The following is a 19,742-nucleotide window of genomic DNA, read 5'->3' on the forward strand; positions in this document are numbered from 1 at the left end:
GCGTGAGCGGATATTCATGAACCCCATTTACCGAATCGAAAGTGAGTTGCCCATGTCCCAACGCTACGACCTTCCCCAACTGCTCGACATCATGGCTAGATTGCGTGACCCGAACGGGGGCTGTCCCTGGGATCTCAAGCAGAGCTTCCAGACCATAGTGCCGCACACCCTGGAGGAGGCCTACGAGGTGGCGGATGCCATCGAGAGCGAAGATTGGCAAGGGCTGAAGGGGGAGCTCGGTGATCTGCTGTTCCAGGTCGTGTTCTATGCCCAGCTCGGCAAGGAGCAGGGATTGTTCGACTTTGCCGACATCGTCGATACCGTGAGCGAGAAGCTCATTCGCCGCCACCCCCATGTCTTCTCCGATGCCGACCTGGGTGACGAGCAGGCGGTCAAAGCGAACTGGGAGGCGGAAAAGGCCAAAGAGCGGGCCGCGCTCGACAAGGAGAGCGTGCTGGACGATATCCCCCTCTCCCTGCCTGCCCTGACCCGGGCCGCCAAGATCCAGAAGCGCTGCGCTACCGTCGGTTTTGACTGGAAGACGCTGGGGCCCGTGGTGGACAAGATCCACGAGGAGATCGACGAGGTGATGGAAGAGGTGTTGATGGCGGATGTGGACGAGGGGCGGGTGAGCGACGAGCTCGGCGATCTCTTGTTCGCCACCGTCAACCTGGTGCGCCATCTGGGCAAGGATCCCGAGCAGGTGCTGAGGGCTGCCAACACCAAGTTTGAGCGTCGTTTTCGTCAAGTTGAACACTTTATTGCCGCAGAAGGTCTGAAAATGACGGATTGCTCCCTGGAGAAGCTGGACGAGGCCTGGAACAAGGCCAAGGAAACCGAACAAAGTTGATTTGGCGCAAGACGGGGCGGCGGGGAGCCTGATAGATTTTTGTTCATTGTTTGGGAGTGGGGGTTTTGGTATACTGTTTCCCCGTCCTGCTTCATCCCCGAAGCACCCCTTAAAATTCCCTAAACTTCTTTCAGGTTCAGCATGACGACCAAATATATTTTTGTGACTGGTGGCGTTGTTTCATCCCTCGGCAAAGGCATTGCCGCAGCTTCTCTGGCAGCCATTCTGGAAGCCCGTGGTCTGGATGTGACCATCATGAAACTGGACCCGTACATCAACGTGGATCCGGGCACCATGAGCCCGACCCAGCATGGTGAAGTGTTCGTAACCGAGGACGGGGCCGAAACCGATCTGGATTTGGGCCACTACGAGCGTTTCATCCGCACCAAGATGACCCGCCGCAACAACTTCACCACCGGCCGCATTTATGCGGACGTGCTGCGCAAGGAGCGTCGTGGTGACTATCTGGGCGCCACCATCCAGGTGATCCCGCACATCACCAACGCCATCAAGGAGCGGGTGATTGCCGGTGCCGAAGGCCATCAGGTTGCCATCGTCGAAGTGGGCGGTACCGTGGGCGACATCGAGTCCCTGCCGTTCCTTGAAGCCATTCGTCAGCTGGCGGCCATCGTGGGTCGCAACAATGCCATGTTCATGCACCTGACCCTGGTTCCTTACCTGGCCGCCGCCGGCGAGGTGAAGACCAAGCCGACCCAGCACTCCGTGAAGGAGCTGCTCTCCATCGGTATCCAGCCGGATGTGCTGATCTGCCGCTCCGACCGCGCCATTCCGGCCAACGAGCGTGCCAAGATCGCCCTGTTCTGCAACGTGCCCGAGCGCGCCGTCATCTCCATGAAGGATGTCGACTCCATCTACAAGATCCCGGCGCTGCTGAAATCCCAGGGGCTGGACGGCTACATCACCGAGCGCTTCGGCATCGAGTGCAAAGAAGCCGACCTGGCCGAGTGGGAACAGGTCATCTATGAAGAGGCCAACCCGACTGCCGAAGTCACCATCGGCATGGTGGGCAAGTATGTCTCTCTGCCGGACGCCTACAAGTCCGTCAACGAAGCGCTCAAGCATGGTGGCCTGAAGACCCGTCTCTCCGTCAACATCAAGTACATCGACTCCCAGGACATCGAGACCCGTGGTGCCGAGCTGCTGGAAGGTCTGGATGCGATCCTGGTACCGGGTGGCTTCGGCGAACGCGGCGTGGAAGGCAAGATTCTGGCCGCCAAATATGCCCGCGAGAACAAGATCCCGTACCTCGGTATCTGCCTGGGCATGCAGGTTGCCTTGATCGAATACGCCCGCAATGTGGCGGGCATGGAAGGGGCTCACTCCTCCGAGTTCAAGAAAGACAGCCCGTTCCCCGTGGTTGGTCTCATCACCGAGTGGGTGGATGACGAAGGCAACGTCGAGACCCGGACCGAGAAGTCCGATCTGGGCGGCACCATGCGTCTGGGCTCCCAGCTCTGCCACCTGGTGGAAGATTCCAAGGTCCGTCAGATGTACGGCAGCCCGACCATTTACGAGCGCCACCGTCACCGTTATGAAGTGAACAACAAGCTGCTGCCGCAGATTGAAGCGGCAGGTCTGAAGGTGACCGGTCTCTCCGCCGACAAGAAGCTGGTGGAAATCATCGAGATCCCGGATCACCCCTGGTTCGTGGCCGCGCAGTTCCACCCGGAGTTCACCTCGACTCCCCGTGATGGCCACGCCCTGTTCGCCGGTTTTGTGAAGGCGGCGGGCGAGTATCAGAAGCGTAATTTGAAGTAATTGAAAATAAATGCGGTTGGGGCTCTGTGCCACAGCCGCTTTTTTTGGCATATTTTTGTTGTTTTTTTACGAAACCTGAGGAAATACACATGTCCAAGATCGTTAAAGTGATCGGTCGTGAAATCATCGACTCCCGTGGTAACCCGACCGTTGAGGCCGAAGTTCACCTGGAAGGTGGTTTTGTTGGTATGGCAGCCGCTCCGTCTGGCGCGTCCACCGGTTCCCGCGAAGCGCTGGAACTGCGTGACGGCGACAAGAGCCGTTTCCTGGGTAAAGGCGTGCTGAAAGCCATCGAAGCCGTCAACGGCCCGATCGCTCAGGCTCTGCTGGGTAAAGATGCCAAGGACCAGGCCACTGTCGACCAGATCATGATCGACCTCGACGGTACCGAGAACAAATCCAAGTTCGGCGCCAACGCCATCCTGGCTGTTTCCCTGGCCAACGCCAAAGCTGCCGCTGCTGCCAAAGGCATGCCGCTGTACGCCCACATCGCCGAGCTGAATGGCACCCCGGGTGTTTACTCCATGCCGCTGCCCATGATGAACATCATCAACGGTGGTGAGCACGCCGACAACAACGTCGACATCCAGGAGTTCATGATCCAGCCGGTTGGCGCCAAGACCCTGAAAGAAGCCGTTCGCATGGGCGCAGAAGTGTTCCACAACCTGGCCAAAGTGCTGAAGTCCAAGGGCTACAACACTGCCGTCGGTGACGAAGGTGGTTTCGCTCCGAACCTGAAATCCAACGCCGAAGCGCTGGAAGTGATCGCTGAAGCCGTTGCCGCTGCCGGTTACAAACTGGGCACCGACATCACCCTGGCCATGGACTGCGCTGCGTCCGAGTTCTACGACGCAGAGAAGAAAGAGTACAACCTGAAGGGCGAAGGTCGTGTCTTCACCTCCAACGGTTTCTCCGACTTCCTGGCTGACCTGACCACCAAGTTCCCGATCGTCTCCATCGAAGATGGCCTGGACGAATCCGACTGGGAAGGCTTCGCCTACCAGACCGCCGAACTGGGCAAGAAAATCCAGATCGTGGGTGACGACCTGTTCGTAACCAACACCAAGATCCTGAAGCGCGGTATCGACAACGGCATCGCCAACTCCATCCTGATCAAGTTCAACCAGATCGGTTCCCTGACCGAAACGCTGGCTGCCATCAAGATGGCCAAAGACGCTGGCTACACTGCCGTCATCTCCCACCGCTCCGGTGAGACCGAAGACGCGACCATCGCCGACCTGGCTGTGGGTACGGCTGCTGGCCAGATCAAGACCGGTTCCATGAGCCGTTCTGACCGTGTTGCCAAGTACAACCAGCTGATCCGTATCGAAGAAGCCCTGGGTGCCAAGGCTCCGTTCCGTGGTCTGAAAGAAGTGAAGAACCAGGCTTAATTTTCGCCTGCGTTCATGCTTCACAAAGCCCCGCCATCTGGCGGGGCTTTTTCGTTCTGCGCTTATGGGCGTGTGCGACCTGCATTTTTTATTCCGACCAACCCATCCGGCACACAGGCTTTCTTTTGTCTTGCCTGCGAATATGGGAAACTAGGCCGCTTGAAGGAGACTCAGTGCATGCGGCTACTCACTCTTATCCTGCTCCTCCTGTTGGGAGGGCTGCAATATGACCTCTGGCTGGGGAAAAACGGCCTCTCCGACTATCGGGAACTCTCCACCGCCATCGAGCGGCAGCAACAGGACAACCTGGTACTCAAGGACCGCAACAGCCTGATTTACCGGGAAATCGACGATCTTACCTCTGGCCTTGAGGCCATCGAGGAGTTGTCGCGCAACGATCTTGGCTACATCAAGCAGGGCGAGACCTTCTACCGAATCATTCCCAAAGAAAAGGATCAGGTGACGGAGCCTGATGGTGCCCCCTACGATGACTGATAGCCTGAGCGGCCTGACCGCCATCGTCCCCGCTGCCGGTATTGGCAGTCGCATGGGGGCCAATTGCCCCAAGCAGTACCTTTCCCTGGCAGGGAAATGCATTCTGGAGCACACCCTGGAGCGTCTGCTCTCCCATCCCGCCATCGCCCGTGTGATCGTGGCGCTGGCGCCCCACGACCGCTGGTTTGAGACCTTGACCGTGGCAGCCGATCCGCGGGTGCTGCGAGTGCAAGGGGGAAGCGAGCGCGCCTTCTCCGTGCTCAATGCGTTGCACATGGCAGAAGGGGAGTGGGCACTGGTGCATGACGCTGCCCGGCCCTGTCTGACCCACGAGGATCTCGATGCGCTCATTGCTGCCGCCATGGCCTCTGGCGGTGCCATCCTCGGCAGCCGGGTGCGCGATACCATGAAGCGCACCGATGCGGCCGGCAATATCCTCGCCACCGTGGATCGCGAGCAGCTCTGGCATGCCCTGACGCCCCAGATGTTTTTGGTCCGCCCCCTCAAGCGGGCGCTTGAGGAGGGGCTGGCGCTCGGCGCCGCCATCACCGATGAAGCCTCCGCCATGGAGCGGGCCGGTTTCCCCGTGCGCATGGTGGAAGGGCGGGCCGATAACATCAAGGTGACCCGGCCGGAAGATCTCTCCCTGGCCGGGCTCTATTTACAGCAACAACGTGCGTGCCGGTCGGCACGACCCGATTCATCCCCAGAGGAGCAGGCATGATCCGCACCGGACATGGTTTTGATGAGACAGATTTCCGTGTATTGAGGAGGGCGCAAGCATGATGCGGATCGGACATGGTTTTGATGTTCACAAGTTTGGCGGGGTTGGTCCCTGCATGCTGGGCGGGGTGGCGGTGCCCTATGAACAGGGCCTGCTGGCCCACTCCGATGGCGACGTGGTGCTGCATGCGGTGAGCGATGCCCTGCTGGGGGCCATCGGCGCCGGCGACATCGGCCGCCACTTCCCCGATACCGCCGCCGAATTCAAGGGCATCGACAGCCGCATCCTGCTGCGGGATGTCTTTGCCCGCGTGCAGCTCGCCGGTTATGCCATCGGCAACCTGGATGTGACCATCATCGCCCAGGCCCCCAAGATGGCCCCCCATATCGACGCCATGTGCGCCGTGCTGGCCGCGGATCTGCAATGTGACTTGAACCGGGTGAACGTCAAGGCGACCACCACCGAACAACTCGGATTCACGGGGCGCAAGGAAGGGATCGCCACCGAAGCCGTCGTCTTGCTGGTGAAACAATGATGCTTGAACAACTTGCCTATCTGCACGGGACGCCCACTGCTCGCGGCATCCTCAAGGCCGAGGCCGCCGACTTCGTGGTCAATGAAGATCTCGGGTTTGCACCTTGCGGCGAGGGGGAACACATCTTCGTCCGGGTACGCAAAACCGGTGAGAATACCGCCTGGGTGGCTGGTCTGCTGGCCGATGCGGCCGGGGTTGCCCGCAATGCGGTGACCTGGGCTGGTCTGAAAGATCGCCATGCGGTGACCGAACAGTGGTTCGGCATCCATCTGCCGGGCAAGGGCGAGCTGGATCTCTCGGTCATCGAGAACGACAACATCCGGATCCTTGAGGTGAAGCGCCACAACAAGAAGCTGCGGGTCGGCTATCTCAAGGGCAACCACTTCACCCTGCGTCTCACCGGGCTGGAGCAGGCCGACGGGCTGGAATCCCGTCTGCAGGCGATTGCAACCCAGGGGGTACCCAACTACTACGGCGAGCAGCGTTTCGGCCGCGGTGGCAACAACCTGGAGGCCGCCAAGGCGATGTTCGCCGGCAAACGGATCAAGGATCGCAACAAGCGCTCCCTCTATCTGTCCGCCGCCCGCAGCATGCTGTTCAATGCCATTGTCAGCGCCCGCATCGAGCAGGGACTGGCCCATCAGCTGCTGGCAGGCGACTGCGTGATGCTCAAGGGCAGCCACTCCATCTTCAGCGAAGAGAGCGTGACTCCCGAGCTGGAGGCGCGCCTTGCCTCCGGGGACGTGCAGCTGACCGCTCCCCAGTGGGGCCGTGGCCGTCTGGCGAGCCAGGGCGCTGCTGCCGAGTTCGAGCAAGAAGTGCTGGCTCCTTATGGTGACTGGTGCGAAGGACTGGAGAAAGCCGGGCTGGATCAGGACAGGCGCCCGCTGCTACTCAAGCCGGAGCAGATGAGCTGGCAACGGGAGGACGAGGTGCTGACCCTGTCGTTCTTCCTGCCTGCCGGCGCCTTTGCCACCAGTGTGGTACGCGAATTAATGCAGGCCGAAGAGGCCGATCACGGTTTCAGGAACTCAACCGATGCGAATTCTGGTCAGTAATGACGATGGGGTGCACGCCGAGGGCATTCGCGCCCTCAGCGAGGCGTTGCGTGCCTGTGGCGAGGTCGTGGTGGTGGCGCCGGATCGCAACCGCAGCGGTGCCAGCCACTCCCTGACGCTGGAAGTGCCGCTGCGGGTCATCCGCCTCGATGCGTCCAGTTTTCACGGCATCAAGAGTTATGCGGTCAAGGGGACGCCGACCGACTGCGTTCATCTGGCGGTCAACGAACTGCTGCGCCCTGAGCCCGACATGGTGGTGGCCGGTATCAATCACGGGGCCAACCTGGGGGATGACGTCATCTACTCGGGGACGGTGGCGGCCGCGACGGAAGGGCGTCATCTTGGTTTCCCCTCCATCGCCGTTTCGCTGGTGGGCAAGACTCATTTCGCCAGTGCGGCCCACTACGCCGCCCAGCTGGTGCGGGGGCTGATGGTGCATCCGTTGCCTGCGGATCAGATCCTCAACGTGAATGTGCCGGACCTGCCGCTCGAGCAGATCAAGGGGATCAGGGTGACCCGCCTTGGCAATCGCCACCGGGCGGAGTCGGTGATCCGCACCGAGGATCCCCGTGGTCAGCCGGTCTACTGGATTGGTCCCCCCGGCAACCAGCAGGATGCGGGAGAGGGAACGGACTTTGCCGCCATCGAGCAGGGTTATGTCTCCATCACTCCCCTGACCATCGACATGACGGCCTACGGCAGTCTGTCGACCCTGGGCGCGTGGCTGGATCTGCAGGGATGACGTTGTGATAGTACAGCGCCTGTTGAATCAACTGATTGCCCAGGATGTCCGCGATTTCCGCGTATTGGCGGCGATCGCGAAGGTGCCGCGCCAGCTGTTTGTGGACGAGGCCATGGCCCACAAGGCCTGGGACAATACGGCCCTGCCCATCGGCCATGGGCAGACCATCTCCCAGCCTTACATCGTGGCGCGCATGACCGAGCTGCTGATCCAGAACGATCCGGCCCATGTGCTGGAGATCGGGACGGGATCGGGCTACCAGACGGCGGTACTGGCCCACCTAGTGGAGCATGTCTACACCATGGAGCGGATCAAGTCGCTGCAGTTTCAGGCCCGGCGCAGATTGCGCCAGCTCGATCTGCACAATGTGTCGGCCAAGCACGGCAATGGGTGGCTAGGTTGGCCCAACAAGGGCCCTTTCGACGCCATTCTGGTGACGGCGGCGGCCAGTGAGGTCCCCAAGGCCCTGACCGATCAGCTGGCTGATGGTGGTCGTCTGGTGTTGCCGGTGGGTGATGGCCAGCAGACCCTGCAGCTCATCGAGCGATCGGGCTCCCAGCTCACCAGCCGGATCCTGGAGCCGGTACGTTTCGTTCCCCTGATTGACGGAGATGTCGAGTGAAGTTGTTTTCCCGCCTTTATGTTCTGGTGATGCAGTGGGCACGCCACAAGTATGCCCCCTGGTATCTGGCCATCACCGCCTTTATTGAATCCATCTTCTGGCCCATCCCGGTGGATGTGATGCTGGCGCCCATGGCGCTCGGCAAACCTCATCGCGCCTGGCACTATGCCGCGCTGGCCACTCTCTTTTCGGTGCTGGGCGCCCTGTTTGGTTATCTGCTCGGCTATGCCCTGTGGGAGCCAGTGGTGCAGCCGCTGGTGACCTCGGTTGGCTATGAGGACAAGATTGCCCTGGCCGAGCAGTGGTTCGCGCAGTGGGGCATCTGGGTTATTTTTATTGCCAGCTTCACGCCGATCCCCTACAAGGTGTTTACCGTCACGGCTGGCTTGCTTCACATGGCACTGTTGCCTTTCATCCTGACCTCGCTGATCGGTCGTGGCATGCGCTTCTTCCTGGTTGCAGGTCTGATGCGCTGGGGCGGCGAGAAGATGGAGCGCAAGCTGATGCACTATGTGGATGTGCTGGGCTGGCTCTGTATTGGTTTGGCCGTTGCGGCCTATTTCTGGTTTAGTCGTTAAGGATCCACTATGTGTTCGCGTGTTTGGCAAGGTAGCGGTGTCGTCGTGTTGTCATGGCTGCTGCTTGCCTGTTCCTCCAGCAAGACTGCGGCTCCGGTGCACAGCCTGGGCAATGATCAGGTCGCTTCGACCATCCCCGTGCGTCAAGGTATGACCAAGCCCGGCATTGCAGGCAACGGGTACACCGTGGTCAAAGGAGACACTCTCTATTCCATTGCATTTCGTTCTGGCATGGATGTGGCTTCGCTTATCAGCATCAATGGCATCACTCCCCCCTATAACATTTATCCCGGCCAGCAGCTCAGGCTCGATGGCGCTTCCGCCCCCATGGCGGTGGCAACCGTCGGCAGCCCTGTCAGTCGTGGCAGCGTGACGGGGTCTGGCAGTTACGAGGTGCGCCGTGGCGATACCTTGAGCAGCATCGGTCGCCAGTTCGGTCTCTCCAACCAGGCCTTGGCCCAGCGCAACAACCTCCAGGCTCCTTATGCATTGCACGTGGGCCAGGTGCTCAATGTAGGGGGCTCGGGTTCCTCGGGTGGTCAGATGGTGGCAGCAGCCACACCGGTGGTGACCAGCACGGGGCCCAAACCCCTGGCCACGGCTCCGGCAGGTACGACCACACCATTTATTGCTCAGAAAACGATTGCTCCTGCCTCGTCAACAGCATACGCTCAGGCGAAAGAACAAAAAACCGTCAGTTCCTCGTCAACACTCTCCTGGCATTGGCCGACCAAAGGGCGGATCGTTGAAGGCTTCTCCGTTGCGGAACAAGGCAACAAGGGCATCGACATTTCCGGCCAGAAGGGCCAACCCATTTACGCTGCGAGCAGCGGCAAAGTGGTCTATGCGGGCAGTGCACTGCGAGGGTATGGCAAGCTGATAATTCTCAAGCACAACGATGACTACCTCTCCGCCTACGCTCACAACGATGAGTTGAGGGTCAAGGAGGGAGACACCGTGAAGGGCGGAGCGGTTATCGCCAATATGGGTAGCACGGATGCGCCGGATGTGCGCTTGCACTTTGAAATCCGGTACAAAGGCAAGTCGATCAACCCGATGGGCTATTTGCCAAAGCGTTAACTCAGAGAGCTGAGTCTTACTCTGGTGTAGGTCAGGGAGAGATATCATGAGCCAAGAACAACTGGTAATGCAGGATGCAGAGTTAGAGTTCGACGAGGAGCTGGAGGTTCAGGAGGAAGAAGAGGTTCAGGAAGTGGCGGCCGAAGCCGAAGAGACCATTTCCGATGAACTGATGGCGCCAGAGCTGAACAAGGTAATGGACGCCACCCAGCTCTATCTGGGGGAGATAGGCTTCTCCCCCTTGCTCACGGCCGAAGAGGAAGTCTACTACGCCCGCCGTGCCCTGCGTGGCGACAAAGCGGCGCGCAAGCGCATGATTGAATCCAACCTGCGCCTGGTGGTCAAGATTGCCCGGCGCTACAACAACCGCGGCCTGGTGCTGCTGGATCTCATCGAAGAGGGCAACCTCGGCCTTATCCGCGCCGTCGAGAAGTTCGACCCCGAGCGAGGCTTCCGTTTCTCTACCTATGCCACCTGGTGGATCCGCCAGACCATAGAACGGGCCATCATGAACCAGACCCGTACCATTCGTCTGCCCATCCATGTGGTCAAGGAGCTGAACGTCTATCTGCGCACTGCGCGCGAGCTTTCTCATCGTCTCGACCATGAGCCGACCGCCGAGGATATCGCCTCTGCACTGGATCGCTCTGTGGACGATGTGAATCGCATGCTCAAGCTCAACGAGAAGATCACCTCGGTGGATACTCCCATTGGTGGCGATCGCGACAAGGCGCTGCTGGATGTACTTTCCGACGAGCGCGGCATGGGGCCCGAGCTGGAGTCCCAGGAAGATGACATGCGCAGCAGCATAGTGCACTGGCTGGAGGAGCTGAATCCCAAGCAGCGCGAAGTGCTGGCCCGCCGTTTCGGTCTGCTCGGCTATGAACCGGCCACCTTGGAAGACGTGGGCGCCGAGATTGGTCTGACCCGCGAGCGGGTGCGTCAGATCCAGGTAGAAGGGTTGCGCCGCTTGCGGGAGATCCTGCTGGGGCAGGGACTCTCCATCGAAGCGTTGTTCCGCACCAACTAAACGGGTATGAATACCGTCATCAAGATGAAAAAGGGGCCGCAGGCCCCTTTCTTTTTGTCGTGGATCGTCAGGATCACACCGGATCCAGGGTATCCAGCGGCCAGCGCGGCACGGCCTTGACGACCAGGGGTTCGAAGACTCCCGCCTTAAGGCGTTGCATGCCTGCATAGGCGATCATGGCGCCGTTGTCGGTGCAGTATTCGGTGCGCGGGTAGAAGACTTCACCTTTGAGGCTCTCCATCAGCTCGGCCAGCTGGGCGCGCAGATGACGGTTGGCGCTGACGCCGCCTGCCACGACCAGACGATTGAGGCCGGTCTCTTTCAGGGCACGACGGCACTTGATGGCCAGGGTGTCGACCACCGCATCCTCAAACGCCCGGGCGATGTCGGCACGGGTCTGCTCGTCGTCGCCATTGGCTGCTATGGTATTGGCGGCAAAGGTCTTGAGGCCGGAGAAGCTCATGTCGAGCCCGGGACGGTCGGTCATGGGACGCGGGAAGGTGAAGCGCCCAGTGGTGCCCTTTTCTGCCAGCCGGGAGAGCAGTGGACCACCGGGATAGTCCAGACCCATCAGCTTGGCGGTCTTGTCGAACGCCTCACCGGCGGCATCGTCGATCGATTCGCCCAGCAGCTGGTAGCTGCCGATGCCGTCGACCCGGACCAGCATGGAGTGGCCGCCGGAAACCAAGAGCGCTACGAAGGGAAACTCGGGGGCTCGCTCTTCCAGCATGGGGGCCAGCAGGTGGCCTTCCATGTGGTGTACGGCGATGGCCGGCTTGTCCCAGGCCATGGCCAGCGAGCGGCCTATGGTCGCCCCGACCAGGATGGCGCCAACCAGACCTGGCCCCGCGGTATAGGCGATGCCATCGATGTCATCCTTGCCAAGTCCGGCCTCTTTCAAGGCGGCCTGGATCAAGGGGATCGTCTTGCGTACATGGTCCCGGCTGGCGAGCTCGGGAACGACGCCGCCGTAGTCCGCATGCAGCTTGACCTGGCTGTACAACTGGTGGGAAAGGATCCCTTTTTGATCATCGAAGATCGCGATCCCGGTTTCGTCACAGGATGTCTCTATGCCCAATACACGCATTGCTAAAAAATTTCACTGCTAAAATGAGACGGCTATGGTAACCTTCGCGGGTTTTTTAAACCAGAGCGATCTCTGCGGGTTTACTTTCATTCCCTGTCCAGAGTATAATTTCGCACCATTTTAAGACATGCTGATCGATTGAAGGTCAGCTAACAATTTATCACTGAGGTGAAAGGCACATGCCAGTAATCAAAGTCCGTGAAAATGAGCCGTTTGACGTTGCTCTGCGTCGCTTCAAGCGTTCTTGCGAAAAGGCCGGTATCCTGTCCGAAGTTCGTAGCCGTGAGTTCTACGAGAAGCCGACTACCATTCGCAAGCGCGCTAAAGCGTCCGCTGTCAAGCGTCACGCCAAGAAGCTGTCCCGCGAAAACGCACGTCGTATCCGCCTGTACTAATCAAGGGATCATGCCGTGTCTCTGAAGGATCAACTCAAGGATCAGCAAAAGCTCGCGATGCTTGCCAAAGACAAGCCTCGGTTGGGTGCTATCCGCTTGTTGATGGCAGAAATCAAGCAGCGTGAAGTCGATACCCGTGTCGAGCTCAACGATGAAGAGATCCTCGCTGTCGTGACCAAAATGGTCAAACAGCGTCGCGATTCCATCAGCCAGTTTGAAGCTGCCGGTCGCCAGGATCTCGCCGACAAAGAGTCCGCCGAGATCGTTGTGCTGCAGGAGTTCCTGCCACAACAGCTGACCGCAGACGAAATTGCCGCACTGATCGAGCAAGCCATCACTGAAAGTGGTGCTGCCGTCATGGCTGACATGGGTAAAGTCATGGCTGTCTTGAAGCCAAAAATTCAGGGGCGTGCCGATGTCGGCGCCGTCAGTGCTCAGGTGAAAACCCGCTTGGCGTAACAGGCAACTCTCTTGTTTGGTCGAAGAAGCCGTGCTTCCCATTGGAATGCGCGGCTTTTTTATTTCCTATGCAATGAAACAGGACGGTTATGGCTGGCAGGATCCCGCAATCCTTTATCGATGATCTGCTCGTACGCACAGACATAGTCGAGTTGATCGACTCCCGTGTGCGGTTGAAGAAAGCCGGTAAGAACTACCAGGCTTGCTGCCCTTTTCATAACGAAAAAAGCCCCTCCTTTACCGTCAGCCAGGAGAAGCAGTTCTATCACTGTTTCGGTTGTGGTGCCCACGGCAATGCCATCGGCTTTGTCATGGAGTACGACGGCCTGGAATTCCCCGATGCCATCGAAGAGCTGGCAAGCCTGCACGGCATGCAGGTCCCCCGTGAGCAAACGGCGGGTGGATCAAGCCATAGCCAACCAGCCGTCAGCAAGGATCTGTTCGAGCTGATGAACCAGATTGCGCGCTTCTACGAGAGCAATCTCAAGAACGCGCCTCAGGCGGTGGAGTATCTGAAAGGCCGGGGCCTGACTGGCGAGGTGGTCAAGCGCTTCAACATCGGTTATGCCCCTGGGGACTGGGATCAGGTGCGTCGCCGCTTTGGCGCCAGTCGGGATCACGAACAACTGCTGATTTCGGGCGGTATGCTGATCCCCCGTGACAACGGCCCGGGCAGCTACGATCGTTTCCGCGATCGCATCATGTTTCCGATCCGGGACAAACGAGGCCGGGTCATCGGCTTCGGTGGCCGAGTGCTGGGGGATGGCACGCCCAAGTACTTGAACTCCCCGGAAACCCCCATCTTCCACAAGGGGCGAGAGCTGTTCGGCCTTTATGAGGTCAAGCAGGCACACAAGGATCCGCGCCGGATCCTGGTGGTAGAAGGTTACATGGATGTGGTGGCGCTCGGCCAGTACGACATCGACTATGCGGTGGCGGCACTGGGGACTGCGACCACCAGCGATCACATCCACACCCTGTTCCGTACCACGGCAGAGGTGGTCTGTTGCTACGACGGCGACAACGCCGGTCGGGAAGCGGCCTGGCGGGCGCTGGACAACGCGCTCTCCCACCTGCAGGACGGCCGTGAACTCAAGTTCGTCTTTTTGCCGGATGGCGAGGATCCCGACTCGCTGGTACGCCAGATCGGCAAGGAGGGGTTCGAAGCGCTGCTCGACAAGGCCCAGTCGTTTGCGGATTTCATGTTCGAACGCCTCGGGCGCGATGCGGCTCTTTCCGGTGAGGCAGGCAAGTTTGAAGTGGCCAACAAGGCCGCCGAGCTGATTCGTCGGGTGCCGGAAGGTTTCACTCGCGAGGGGTTAATTACCCGACTCTCCAGCATGATGCGTTGGGGAGAAAACAAGCAGCGGATTACCGAGCTGTTTGCCCGCAACAGCCAGCCCAAGGTGGAAGTCAACAAACCCAAGGCGACCAAACTGACGCCGATCCGCAGGGCTCTGGCCCTGATGGTGCAGTATCCGGCGATCACCGCCGAGCTGCCGGCCATGCCCGAGTTGGCCGGGCTGCGCCTGCAGGGGATCCCTTTCCTGCTGCAACTGCACCAGCAGATCCTGATCCAGCCGGGAGTGACAACGGGTATCCTGCTGGAGCATTGGCGTGGCACAAAAGAGGGAGAAATACTTGCCCAACTGGCGATGCATGACCTGTTTGAAGAGGTAAAGCTCGACCAGGAGCCCGATATTCTGGGAGAATTGCAGGATACCTTTGTCGGTTTCATCAACCTTTTCCTGAAGCAACGGATCGAAGAATTGCAGGCCAAGGTGGCGCAGGAAGGGCTAAGCTCTGAGGAAACTCAGGAGCTGATGATGCTGATCAGAGAGGTGCAGATTGAGAAAAGAAATGAGAGTGGGGCTTGATATTTGAGTGAGCAGTCCCAATATGAATAGCGTTGCCCGAATAGACGGGATTGAAAGCAAACACTTTATAACCACCTGGCCCCGACAACACTGCGGGCAGGGGTTTCTCATGACCGACGCCGCAACCAGACATAGCATGTCTGGCGGTTTTCTATTAGAATTGGCTATTTGCGCAGCAGCGCACTGTACGCGCAACCTAGCAACACCAACCGGATGAGTTCTATGGAGCAAACCCCGCAGTCTCAGCTTAAACTCCTCGTTGCCAAAGGTAAAGAACAGGGCTACCTGACCTATGCCGAGGTGAACGATCACCTCCCGCAAGACATTGTCGATTCAGACCAGATCGAAGACATCATTCAGATGATCAACGATATGGGCATTCAAGTGGTTGAAAACGCTCCGGATGCCGATGACCTTATCATGGCTGAAGGTGGTACCGCCGATGAGGACGCTGCCGAAGCAGCGGCCCAGGCTCTGGCATCTGTTGAATCTGAGATTGGTCGCACGACCGATCCCGTCCGCATGTACATGCGGGAAATGGGTACCGTCGAACTGCTGACCCGCGAAGGCGAAATCGACATCGCCAAGCGGATTGAAGACGGTATCAACCAGGTACAAAGCTCCGTCGCCGAGTACCCTGAAGCCATCACCTATCTGCTCGAACAGTATGACAAGTACGAAGCCGAGCAGCTTCGTCTGTCCGACATCATCTCCGGCTTCATCGATCCGAACGAAGTGGATGACGTGGCACCGACCGCCACTCATATCGGCTCCGAGCTCAGCGAGGACGACCTCGCCGACGAAGACGAAGACGAAGATGAGGACGAAGACGAAGACGGTGACAACTCCGACGATGATGGCGACGGTGGTCCGGATCCGGAAGTCGCTCGCGAGAAATTCGGCGAACTGCGTGCCCAGTACGAGGTGACTCGTCTCTCCATTCAGCAGAATGGCCGTGCCCACGACGACACCCAGAATGCCATCGCCCAGCTGGCCGATGTCTTCCGTCAATTCCGCCTGATGCCCAAGCAGTTCGATCGCCTGGTCAACAACATGCGGGAGATGATGGAGCGTGTCCGCGTGCAGGAACGCATCATCATGAAGCTCTGCGTTGAGCAGGCCAAGATGCCGAAGAAGACCTTCGTTGCGGCCTTCACCAACAACGAGTGCGAAACTGCCTGGTTTGAATACCAGAAGCAGGCCGGCAAGGCGTGGTCTCCCCGCCTGCTCGAGATGGACGAAGAAGTCCTGCGTTCCATCGGCAAGCTGCAGCAGATCGAAGAAGAGACCGGTCTGTCGATTGCCCAGATCAAGGATATCAACCGCCGCATGAGCATTGGTGAGGCCAAAGCCCGCCGTGCGAAGAAAGAGATGGTTGAGGCTAACTTGCGTCTGGTTATCTCCATCGCCAAGAAGTATACCAACCGTGGTCTGCAGTTCCTGGATCTGATCCAGGAGGGCAACATCGGTCTGATGAAGGCGGTCGACAAGTTCGAATATCGTCGCGGCTACAAGTTCTCGACCTATGCCACCTGGTGGATCCGTCAGGCCATTACCCGCTCCATCGCGGATCAGGCCCGTACCATCCGTATCCCGGTGCACATGATCGAGACCATCAACAAGCTCAACCGTATCTCCCGCCAGATGCTGCAGGAGATGGGTCGTGAACCGAACCCGGAAGAGCTGGCCATGCGCATGGGTATGCCGGAAGACAAGATCCGCAAGGTACTGAAAATCGCCAAGGAGCCCATCTCCATGGAGACGCCCATCGGTGATGACGAAGACTCCCACTTGGGCGACTTCATCGAAGATACCACCCTGGCTCTGCCAGCGGATGCGGCCACCAGCGAGAGCCTGCGCAACGCGACCCGTGAAGTGCTGGCCGGTCTGACCGCACGGGAAGCCAAGGTACTGCGCATGCGCTTCGGTATCGACATGAACACCGACCACACCCTCGAGGAAGTGGGCAAGCAGTTCGACGTCACTCGTGAGCGTATCCGTCAGATCGAAGCCAAGGCCCTGCGCAAATTGCGCCATCCGAGCCGCTCGGAAGTGCTGCGCAGCTTCCTGGACGAGTAGTCCCGGGTTCTGTCAGCCTGACATAGCAACAAAAAGCCCCGCCATGCGGGGCTTTGTTTTATCCGTGCTGGCATGGGCGTGAAGAGGGGTCATGGAACCGCTTGAATATGGATGAAATCTCGCCAAGTGGTTGATCTGACTATGGACGGGGTATCCGCCATCCCCTATAATCCACGCCGCTAACCAGCATCAATGGCCCCTTAGCTCAGTTGGTCAGAGCAGTCGACTCATAATCGATTGGTCGCCCGTTCAAGTCGGGCAGGGGCCACCAAATTTAGAAAGGCGTAGCAGGTTAGTAACCGCTACGCCTTTTGCTTGTCTGGCGTTTTGGGGTGCTTTAATGGGTGCTTTTAGGGGAAGGCTAGGACGTTTGTAGTTAACCCACTATCGGAACACAAAGGACTCTGTGGATAGCAAAGTAACTGCTGACGGAGTGGGCGCGCATCGCCAAGTCCTTACCTCAATTGCAAAGACGCTCGGCAATTTGTTCTGTCATGCCTTCTTCTTTTTTTATCTGGTGTCTTGATCAATAGATGTATTGCACCTTTACCGACCTTTTTAATCGTTATCTACATAACGAAGCATTTGGCCTTAGGGTCTCCTGCTGCTTCCACCAACTGCTTAACAGGTCCAACTAACGCTCCGCATTTTACTGTGCCTTGTGCTCATCGCATTCGTAATGCGAAGGACAGGAGCTCGATTCCCCTTATCGGCACCAGTTACAGCAAGGTTCGCAGCTATGAGAGCCTTGCTCATTTCTTGTCTGGGCTAACACTGGGCTAACATTAGGCAGGAATTCAGTTTTGCTTTTCCTTACCCAACACAGTCCAATGCGTCATAGAATCGTAGTTGTCTGTTATGCAAGAATGCCGATTTTGCAGCGCTGGGAAACTGACTTACCCGCAATTTAGGAGTCTCGTGCAAGGCTGCGTTCTCAAAGTGCTGGTTTTCAGCGCATCATCACGTAGAGGGTGAGATGTTCCACGTTTAGGCTCTGAACAACTACGTAAGTCGGTGGGATGACTGAATGATTGAATATATAAACCCCGCAGGGTGCACACTGACTACTTGGCAAATTACCTGTCTTGGTTTCAGGCGGTAGTCCACGAGCTCCACACGGCTAGCTCACATCTAATGTTGGAGTTTAATTGGCGTGCATACACCTAACCAGAAACAGCTCTCAGGTAAGTGATATCACCTAACCGTAGGGGATGCCATGGTATACTTGCGCGAATCGGATGGGGGGTTGTTGAACTTCAACTTTGCAGTGATCGAGGGCTAGAGCCAAATGTTACAGTTTTGTACGGTCATAAACACTCCTTTGGTATATGCATTTAAAATAAGATGTCGCTAAATGGTATTCGCGTCGCTAATGACACAGGCTGTGTATATGATATTGTGCGTATATCCAGATTTGCTATTCCATCTCGGACCACGTCTAGCTTATGAAATATATTGATCTTTTTTCTGGATGTGGTGGCCTTTCTCTTGGCCTATTGAATGCTGGTTACACAGGGTTGTTTGCCATTGAACGCAGTCAGGATGCTTTCTCCACCCTGAAAAGAAACCTGATAGATCAGGAGTTTTCTGAACTTCAGGGACGATACGAGTGGCCAAAGAACTTGGAGATCAAGAACCACGACATTTTGGAACGACTTGAAAATCCAATATTTATTGATTATCTAGACTCGCTCGGAAGGAAGGGCGAGGTTGACTTGATTGTCGGAGGACCTCCTTGCCAGGGCTTTTCATCTGCTGGCAAAAGAGACCCCAACGATCCCCGCAACAAGCTGGCCTTTGCTTATCTGGAAATAGTTCGACGTGTGCAACCTAAATTCATCCTCATGGAGAACGTACGCGGTATAACTTATGCCTTCAGGAAGGCAGGGGAACACTCAATTCCGATATCCAAGCAAATCGAGCAGAAACTAGCCAAACAAGGATACGTACCGTTCCATTTCATAGAAGACAGCAGCTTGTGGGGGGTTCCACAAGCTCGTCATCGGTTTGTGCTGATTGCCATTCGTCATGACCTCTTCGGTATCGCTGATACTCAGATAAACCCTCAGCAACTTCTGGACATGGGAAAATCCATGGCATCTAGGGTCGGAAGGCAGTTAAAGCTGTTTGCGGATGTATTCAAAAAAGAAAAGGGGCTTCCCTCTGTAGTGACTTCTCTTGAAGCTTTGCATGATCTCAAAACGCTGTATAGCAGTGGCGATCCTCGTCACCTGTCCAATGTTCCCAAAGAGGATTCCCAAGCAAGAGGGTTCAAACAAATCGCAGGGTATGGCAAGTTGACTCAGGGAAACCCAGCTTATATCAACTTGATGAAGAAGGGCTGGAGTAGACAAAGTACTCCGAATTGCGGTCTGCGTCTCCCGAACCACACGGATAAGGTCAAAGAGCGATTCGAACTAGTCCTTACCCACATGGAAGATAAATCCATGCAAGAAAAATACAATTTGGCACGGGGTAGGACGCTCCCCATTGCGTACAGAAAAGAAGAGCTGCAATCTAGGAAGCACTCGTTAAGCGTGTTAGATCCGAATAAACCGTCCGGTACAGTAACCACCCTTCCGGATGACATTTTGCATTACGATGAACCACGTATTTTGACCGTTAGGGAAATGGCTCGGCTTCAATCGTTTCCAGATTGGTTCCGATTCGAAGGTCCTTATACAACTGGCGGTAATCTTAGAAAAATAACATGTCCTAAATATACTCAGGTAGGTAATGCTGTTCCTCCTCTAATGGCCGAGGGATTAGGTCTTTTTTTAAAGAAAGAGCTTGGTAGTTTAATAAGAATCCTTGCTAGTGAAATTAATAATAAAGATATGGAAACTAGCTGTTTATGAATAGGGAATCTCTAATCTAATTAAAGGCTGTTTTAAAGTTTAATATTTGTCAAACCTTGATTTCAAAAATGATCTGACAGGCTAGCTCTAGCAAGATGGAAAA

Annotated in this window: 18 protein-coding genes and 1 tRNA gene; 18 read left to right on the forward strand and 1 reads right to left on the reverse strand. The window is 57.3% G+C overall.

All coding sequences use genetic code 11. From position 1 onward, the window contains the following. Window positions 1–52 precede the first annotated feature (52 nt). The 12 genes from mazG to rpoS all read left to right on the forward strand — a co-directional run bounded on the left by mazG (window position 53) and on the right by rpoS (window position 10,884). Window positions 53–850: a nucleoside triphosphate pyrophosphohydrolase gene (gene mazG, locus BN1120_RS11665; protein WP_042016228.1), complete on the forward strand. Its 798-nt coding sequence runs from the start codon at window positions 53–55 to the stop codon at window positions 848–850. A 141-nt stretch (window positions 851–991) separates the two neighbouring features. Beyond that, window positions 992–2,629, forward strand: coding sequence for a glutamine hydrolyzing CTP synthase (pyrG, locus tag BN1120_RS11670; protein ID WP_010675629.1), 1,638 nt, complete (start codon window positions 992–994; stop codon window positions 2,627–2,629). Between the two features lie 89 nt (window positions 2,630–2,718). Continuing rightward, window positions 2,719–4,020, forward strand: a complete 1,302-nt coding sequence (gene eno / locus BN1120_RS11675) for a phosphopyruvate hydratase (RefSeq protein WP_005335583.1) — start codon at window positions 2,719–2,721, stop codon at window positions 4,018–4,020. Window positions 4,021–4,197: 177 nt separating this feature from the next. Further along, window positions 4,198–4,515: a cell division protein FtsB gene (gene ftsB / locus BN1120_RS11680; protein WP_010675628.1), complete on the forward strand. Its 318-nt coding sequence runs from the start codon at window positions 4,198–4,200 to the stop codon at window positions 4,513–4,515. Next, window positions 4,508–5,239 carry a 2-C-methyl-D-erythritol 4-phosphate cytidylyltransferase gene (gene ispD, locus BN1120_RS11685; RefSeq protein WP_042016230.1) on the forward strand — a complete coding sequence of 244 codons (732 nt, stop codon included), beginning with the start codon at window positions 4,508–4,510 and terminating at the stop codon, window positions 5,237–5,239. Before ftsB ends, ispD begins: the two co-directional genes overlap by 8 nt. A gap of 58 nt (window positions 5,240–5,297) precedes the next feature. Then, window positions 5,298–5,774 carry a 2-C-methyl-D-erythritol 2,4-cyclodiphosphate synthase gene (gene ispF, locus BN1120_RS11690; protein ID WP_010675626.1) on the forward strand — a complete coding sequence of 159 codons (477 nt, stop codon included), beginning with the start codon at window positions 5,298–5,300 and terminating at the stop codon, window positions 5,772–5,774. After that, on the forward strand, window positions 5,774–6,832 hold the full coding sequence (truD, locus tag BN1120_RS11695) for a tRNA pseudouridine(13) synthase TruD (RefSeq protein WP_042016243.1): 1,059 nt from the start codon (window positions 5,774–5,776) through the stop codon (window positions 6,830–6,832). Before ispF ends, truD begins: the two co-directional genes overlap by 1 nt. Further along, window positions 6,813–7,574 carry a 5'/3'-nucleotidase SurE gene (surE, locus tag BN1120_RS11700; RefSeq protein WP_039041045.1) on the forward strand — a complete coding sequence of 254 codons (762 nt, stop codon included), beginning with the start codon at window positions 6,813–6,815 and terminating at the stop codon, window positions 7,572–7,574. Before truD ends, surE begins: the two co-directional genes overlap by 20 nt. Window positions 7,575–7,578: 4 nt before the next feature. Then, window positions 7,579–8,196: a protein-L-isoaspartate(D-aspartate) O-methyltransferase gene (locus tag BN1120_RS11705; protein ID WP_010675623.1), complete on the forward strand. Its 618-nt coding sequence runs from the start codon at window positions 7,579–7,581 to the stop codon at window positions 8,194–8,196. Then, window positions 8,193–8,774 carry a YqaA family protein gene (locus BN1120_RS11710; RefSeq protein ID WP_010675622.1) on the forward strand — a complete coding sequence of 194 codons (582 nt, stop codon included), beginning with the start codon at window positions 8,193–8,195 and terminating at the stop codon, window positions 8,772–8,774. Before BN1120_RS11705 ends, BN1120_RS11710 begins: the two co-directional genes overlap by 4 nt. A 9-nt stretch (window positions 8,775–8,783) precedes the next feature. Next, window positions 8,784–9,854, forward strand: coding sequence for a LysM peptidoglycan-binding domain-containing protein (locus tag BN1120_RS11715; RefSeq protein WP_042016232.1), 1,071 nt, complete (start codon window positions 8,784–8,786; stop codon window positions 9,852–9,854). A gap of 46 nt (window positions 9,855–9,900) precedes the next feature. Next, entirely contained in the window at window positions 9,901–10,884 is a 984-nt protein-coding gene (gene rpoS, locus BN1120_RS11720) for an RNA polymerase sigma factor RpoS (protein WP_010675620.1), read from the forward strand. A gap of 73 nt (window positions 10,885–10,957) precedes the next feature. Here rpoS and tsaD read toward each other — a convergent pair whose 3' ends face one another. Continuing rightward, window positions 10,958–11,971 carry a tRNA (adenosine(37)-N6)-threonylcarbamoyltransferase complex transferase subunit TsaD gene (gene tsaD / locus BN1120_RS11725; RefSeq protein ID WP_010675619.1) on the reverse strand — a complete coding sequence of 338 codons (1,014 nt, stop codon included), beginning with the start codon at window positions 11,969–11,971 and terminating at the stop codon, window positions 10,958–10,960. A gap of 179 nt (window positions 11,972–12,150) precedes the next feature. On the opposite strand from tsaD, the gene rpsU reads away from it, so the two are divergent. The 6 genes from rpsU (at window position 12,151) to BN1120_RS11755 (ending at window position 19,639) form a co-directional block, all read left to right on the forward strand. Further along, window positions 12,151–12,366 (forward strand): 30S ribosomal protein S21, encoded by a 216-nt coding sequence (gene rpsU, locus BN1120_RS11730; protein WP_005309452.1) that lies wholly within the window; start codon window positions 12,151–12,153, stop codon window positions 12,364–12,366. A gap of 15 nt (window positions 12,367–12,381) precedes the next feature. Then, window positions 12,382–12,825 carry a GatB/YqeY domain-containing protein gene (locus BN1120_RS11735; RefSeq protein ID WP_010675618.1) on the forward strand — a complete coding sequence of 148 codons (444 nt, stop codon included), beginning with the start codon at window positions 12,382–12,384 and terminating at the stop codon, window positions 12,823–12,825. Between the two features lie 89 nt (window positions 12,826–12,914). After that, window positions 12,915–14,702, forward strand: a complete 1,788-nt coding sequence (gene dnaG / locus BN1120_RS11740) for a DNA primase (protein WP_042016233.1) — start codon at window positions 12,915–12,917, stop codon at window positions 14,700–14,702. Window positions 14,703–14,885: 183 nt separating this feature from the next. Further along, a complete protein-coding gene (gene rpoD / locus BN1120_RS11745; RefSeq protein WP_263639565.1) occupies window positions 14,886–16,781 on the forward strand; it encodes an RNA polymerase sigma factor RpoD in 1,896 nt (631 codons plus the stop codon). 194 nt (window positions 16,782–16,975) lie between these two features. Next, a tRNA-Ile gene (locus BN1120_RS11750) sits at window positions 16,976–17,052 on the forward strand. Between the two features lie 1,174 nt (window positions 17,053–18,226). Then, window positions 18,227–19,639: a DNA cytosine methyltransferase gene (locus tag BN1120_RS11755; RefSeq protein ID WP_042016234.1), complete on the forward strand. Its 1,413-nt coding sequence runs from the start codon at window positions 18,227–18,229 to the stop codon at window positions 19,637–19,639. Window positions 19,640–19,742: the final 103 nt, after the last annotated feature.

The organism is Aeromonas caviae (assembly GCF_000819785.1).
GTDB classification, from domain to species: domain Bacteria; phylum Pseudomonadota; class Gammaproteobacteria; order Enterobacterales; family Aeromonadaceae; genus Aeromonas; species Aeromonas caviae.

Bases quoted from the DNA above. Each gene is read 5' to 3' on its own strand.
- mazG (WP_042016228.1), top strand. From the start codon at position 53: ATGTCCCAACGCTACGACCTTCCCCAACTGCTCGACATCATGGCTAGA.
- pyrG (WP_010675629.1), top strand. From the start codon at position 992: ATGACGACCAAATATATTTTTGTGACTGGTGGCGTTGTTTCATCCCTC.
- eno (WP_005335583.1), top strand. From the start codon at position 2,719: ATGTCCAAGATCGTTAAAGTGATCGGTCGTGAAATCATCGACTCCCGT.
- ftsB (WP_010675628.1), top strand. From the start codon at position 4,198: ATGCGGCTACTCACTCTTATCCTGCTCCTCCTGTTGGGAGGGCTGCAA.
- ispD (WP_042016230.1), top strand. From the start codon at position 4,508: ATGACTGATAGCCTGAGCGGCCTGACCGCCATCGTCCCCGCTGCCGGT.
- ispF (WP_010675626.1), top strand. From the start codon at position 5,298: ATGATGCGGATCGGACATGGTTTTGATGTTCACAAGTTTGGCGGGGTT.
- truD (WP_042016243.1), top strand. From the start codon at position 5,774: ATGCTTGAACAACTTGCCTATCTGCACGGGACGCCCACTGCTCGCGGC.
- surE (WP_039041045.1), top strand. From the start codon at position 6,813: ATGCGAATTCTGGTCAGTAATGACGATGGGGTGCACGCCGAGGGCATT.
- BN1120_RS11715 (WP_042016232.1), top strand. From the start codon at position 8,784: ATGTGTTCGCGTGTTTGGCAAGGTAGCGGTGTCGTCGTGTTGTCATGG.
- rpoS (WP_010675620.1), top strand. From the start codon at position 9,901: ATGAGCCAAGAACAACTGGTAATGCAGGATGCAGAGTTAGAGTTCGAC.
- tsaD (WP_010675619.1), bottom strand. From the start codon at position 11,971: ATGCGTGTATTGGGCATAGAGACATCCTGTGACGAAACCGGGATCGCG.
- rpsU (WP_005309452.1), top strand. From the start codon at position 12,151: ATGCCAGTAATCAAAGTCCGTGAAAATGAGCCGTTTGACGTTGCTCTG.
- dnaG (WP_042016233.1), top strand. From the start codon at position 12,915: ATGGCTGGCAGGATCCCGCAATCCTTTATCGATGATCTGCTCGTACGC.
- BN1120_RS11755 (WP_042016234.1), top strand. From the start codon at position 18,227: ATGAAATATATTGATCTTTTTTCTGGATGTGGTGGCCTTTCTCTTGGC.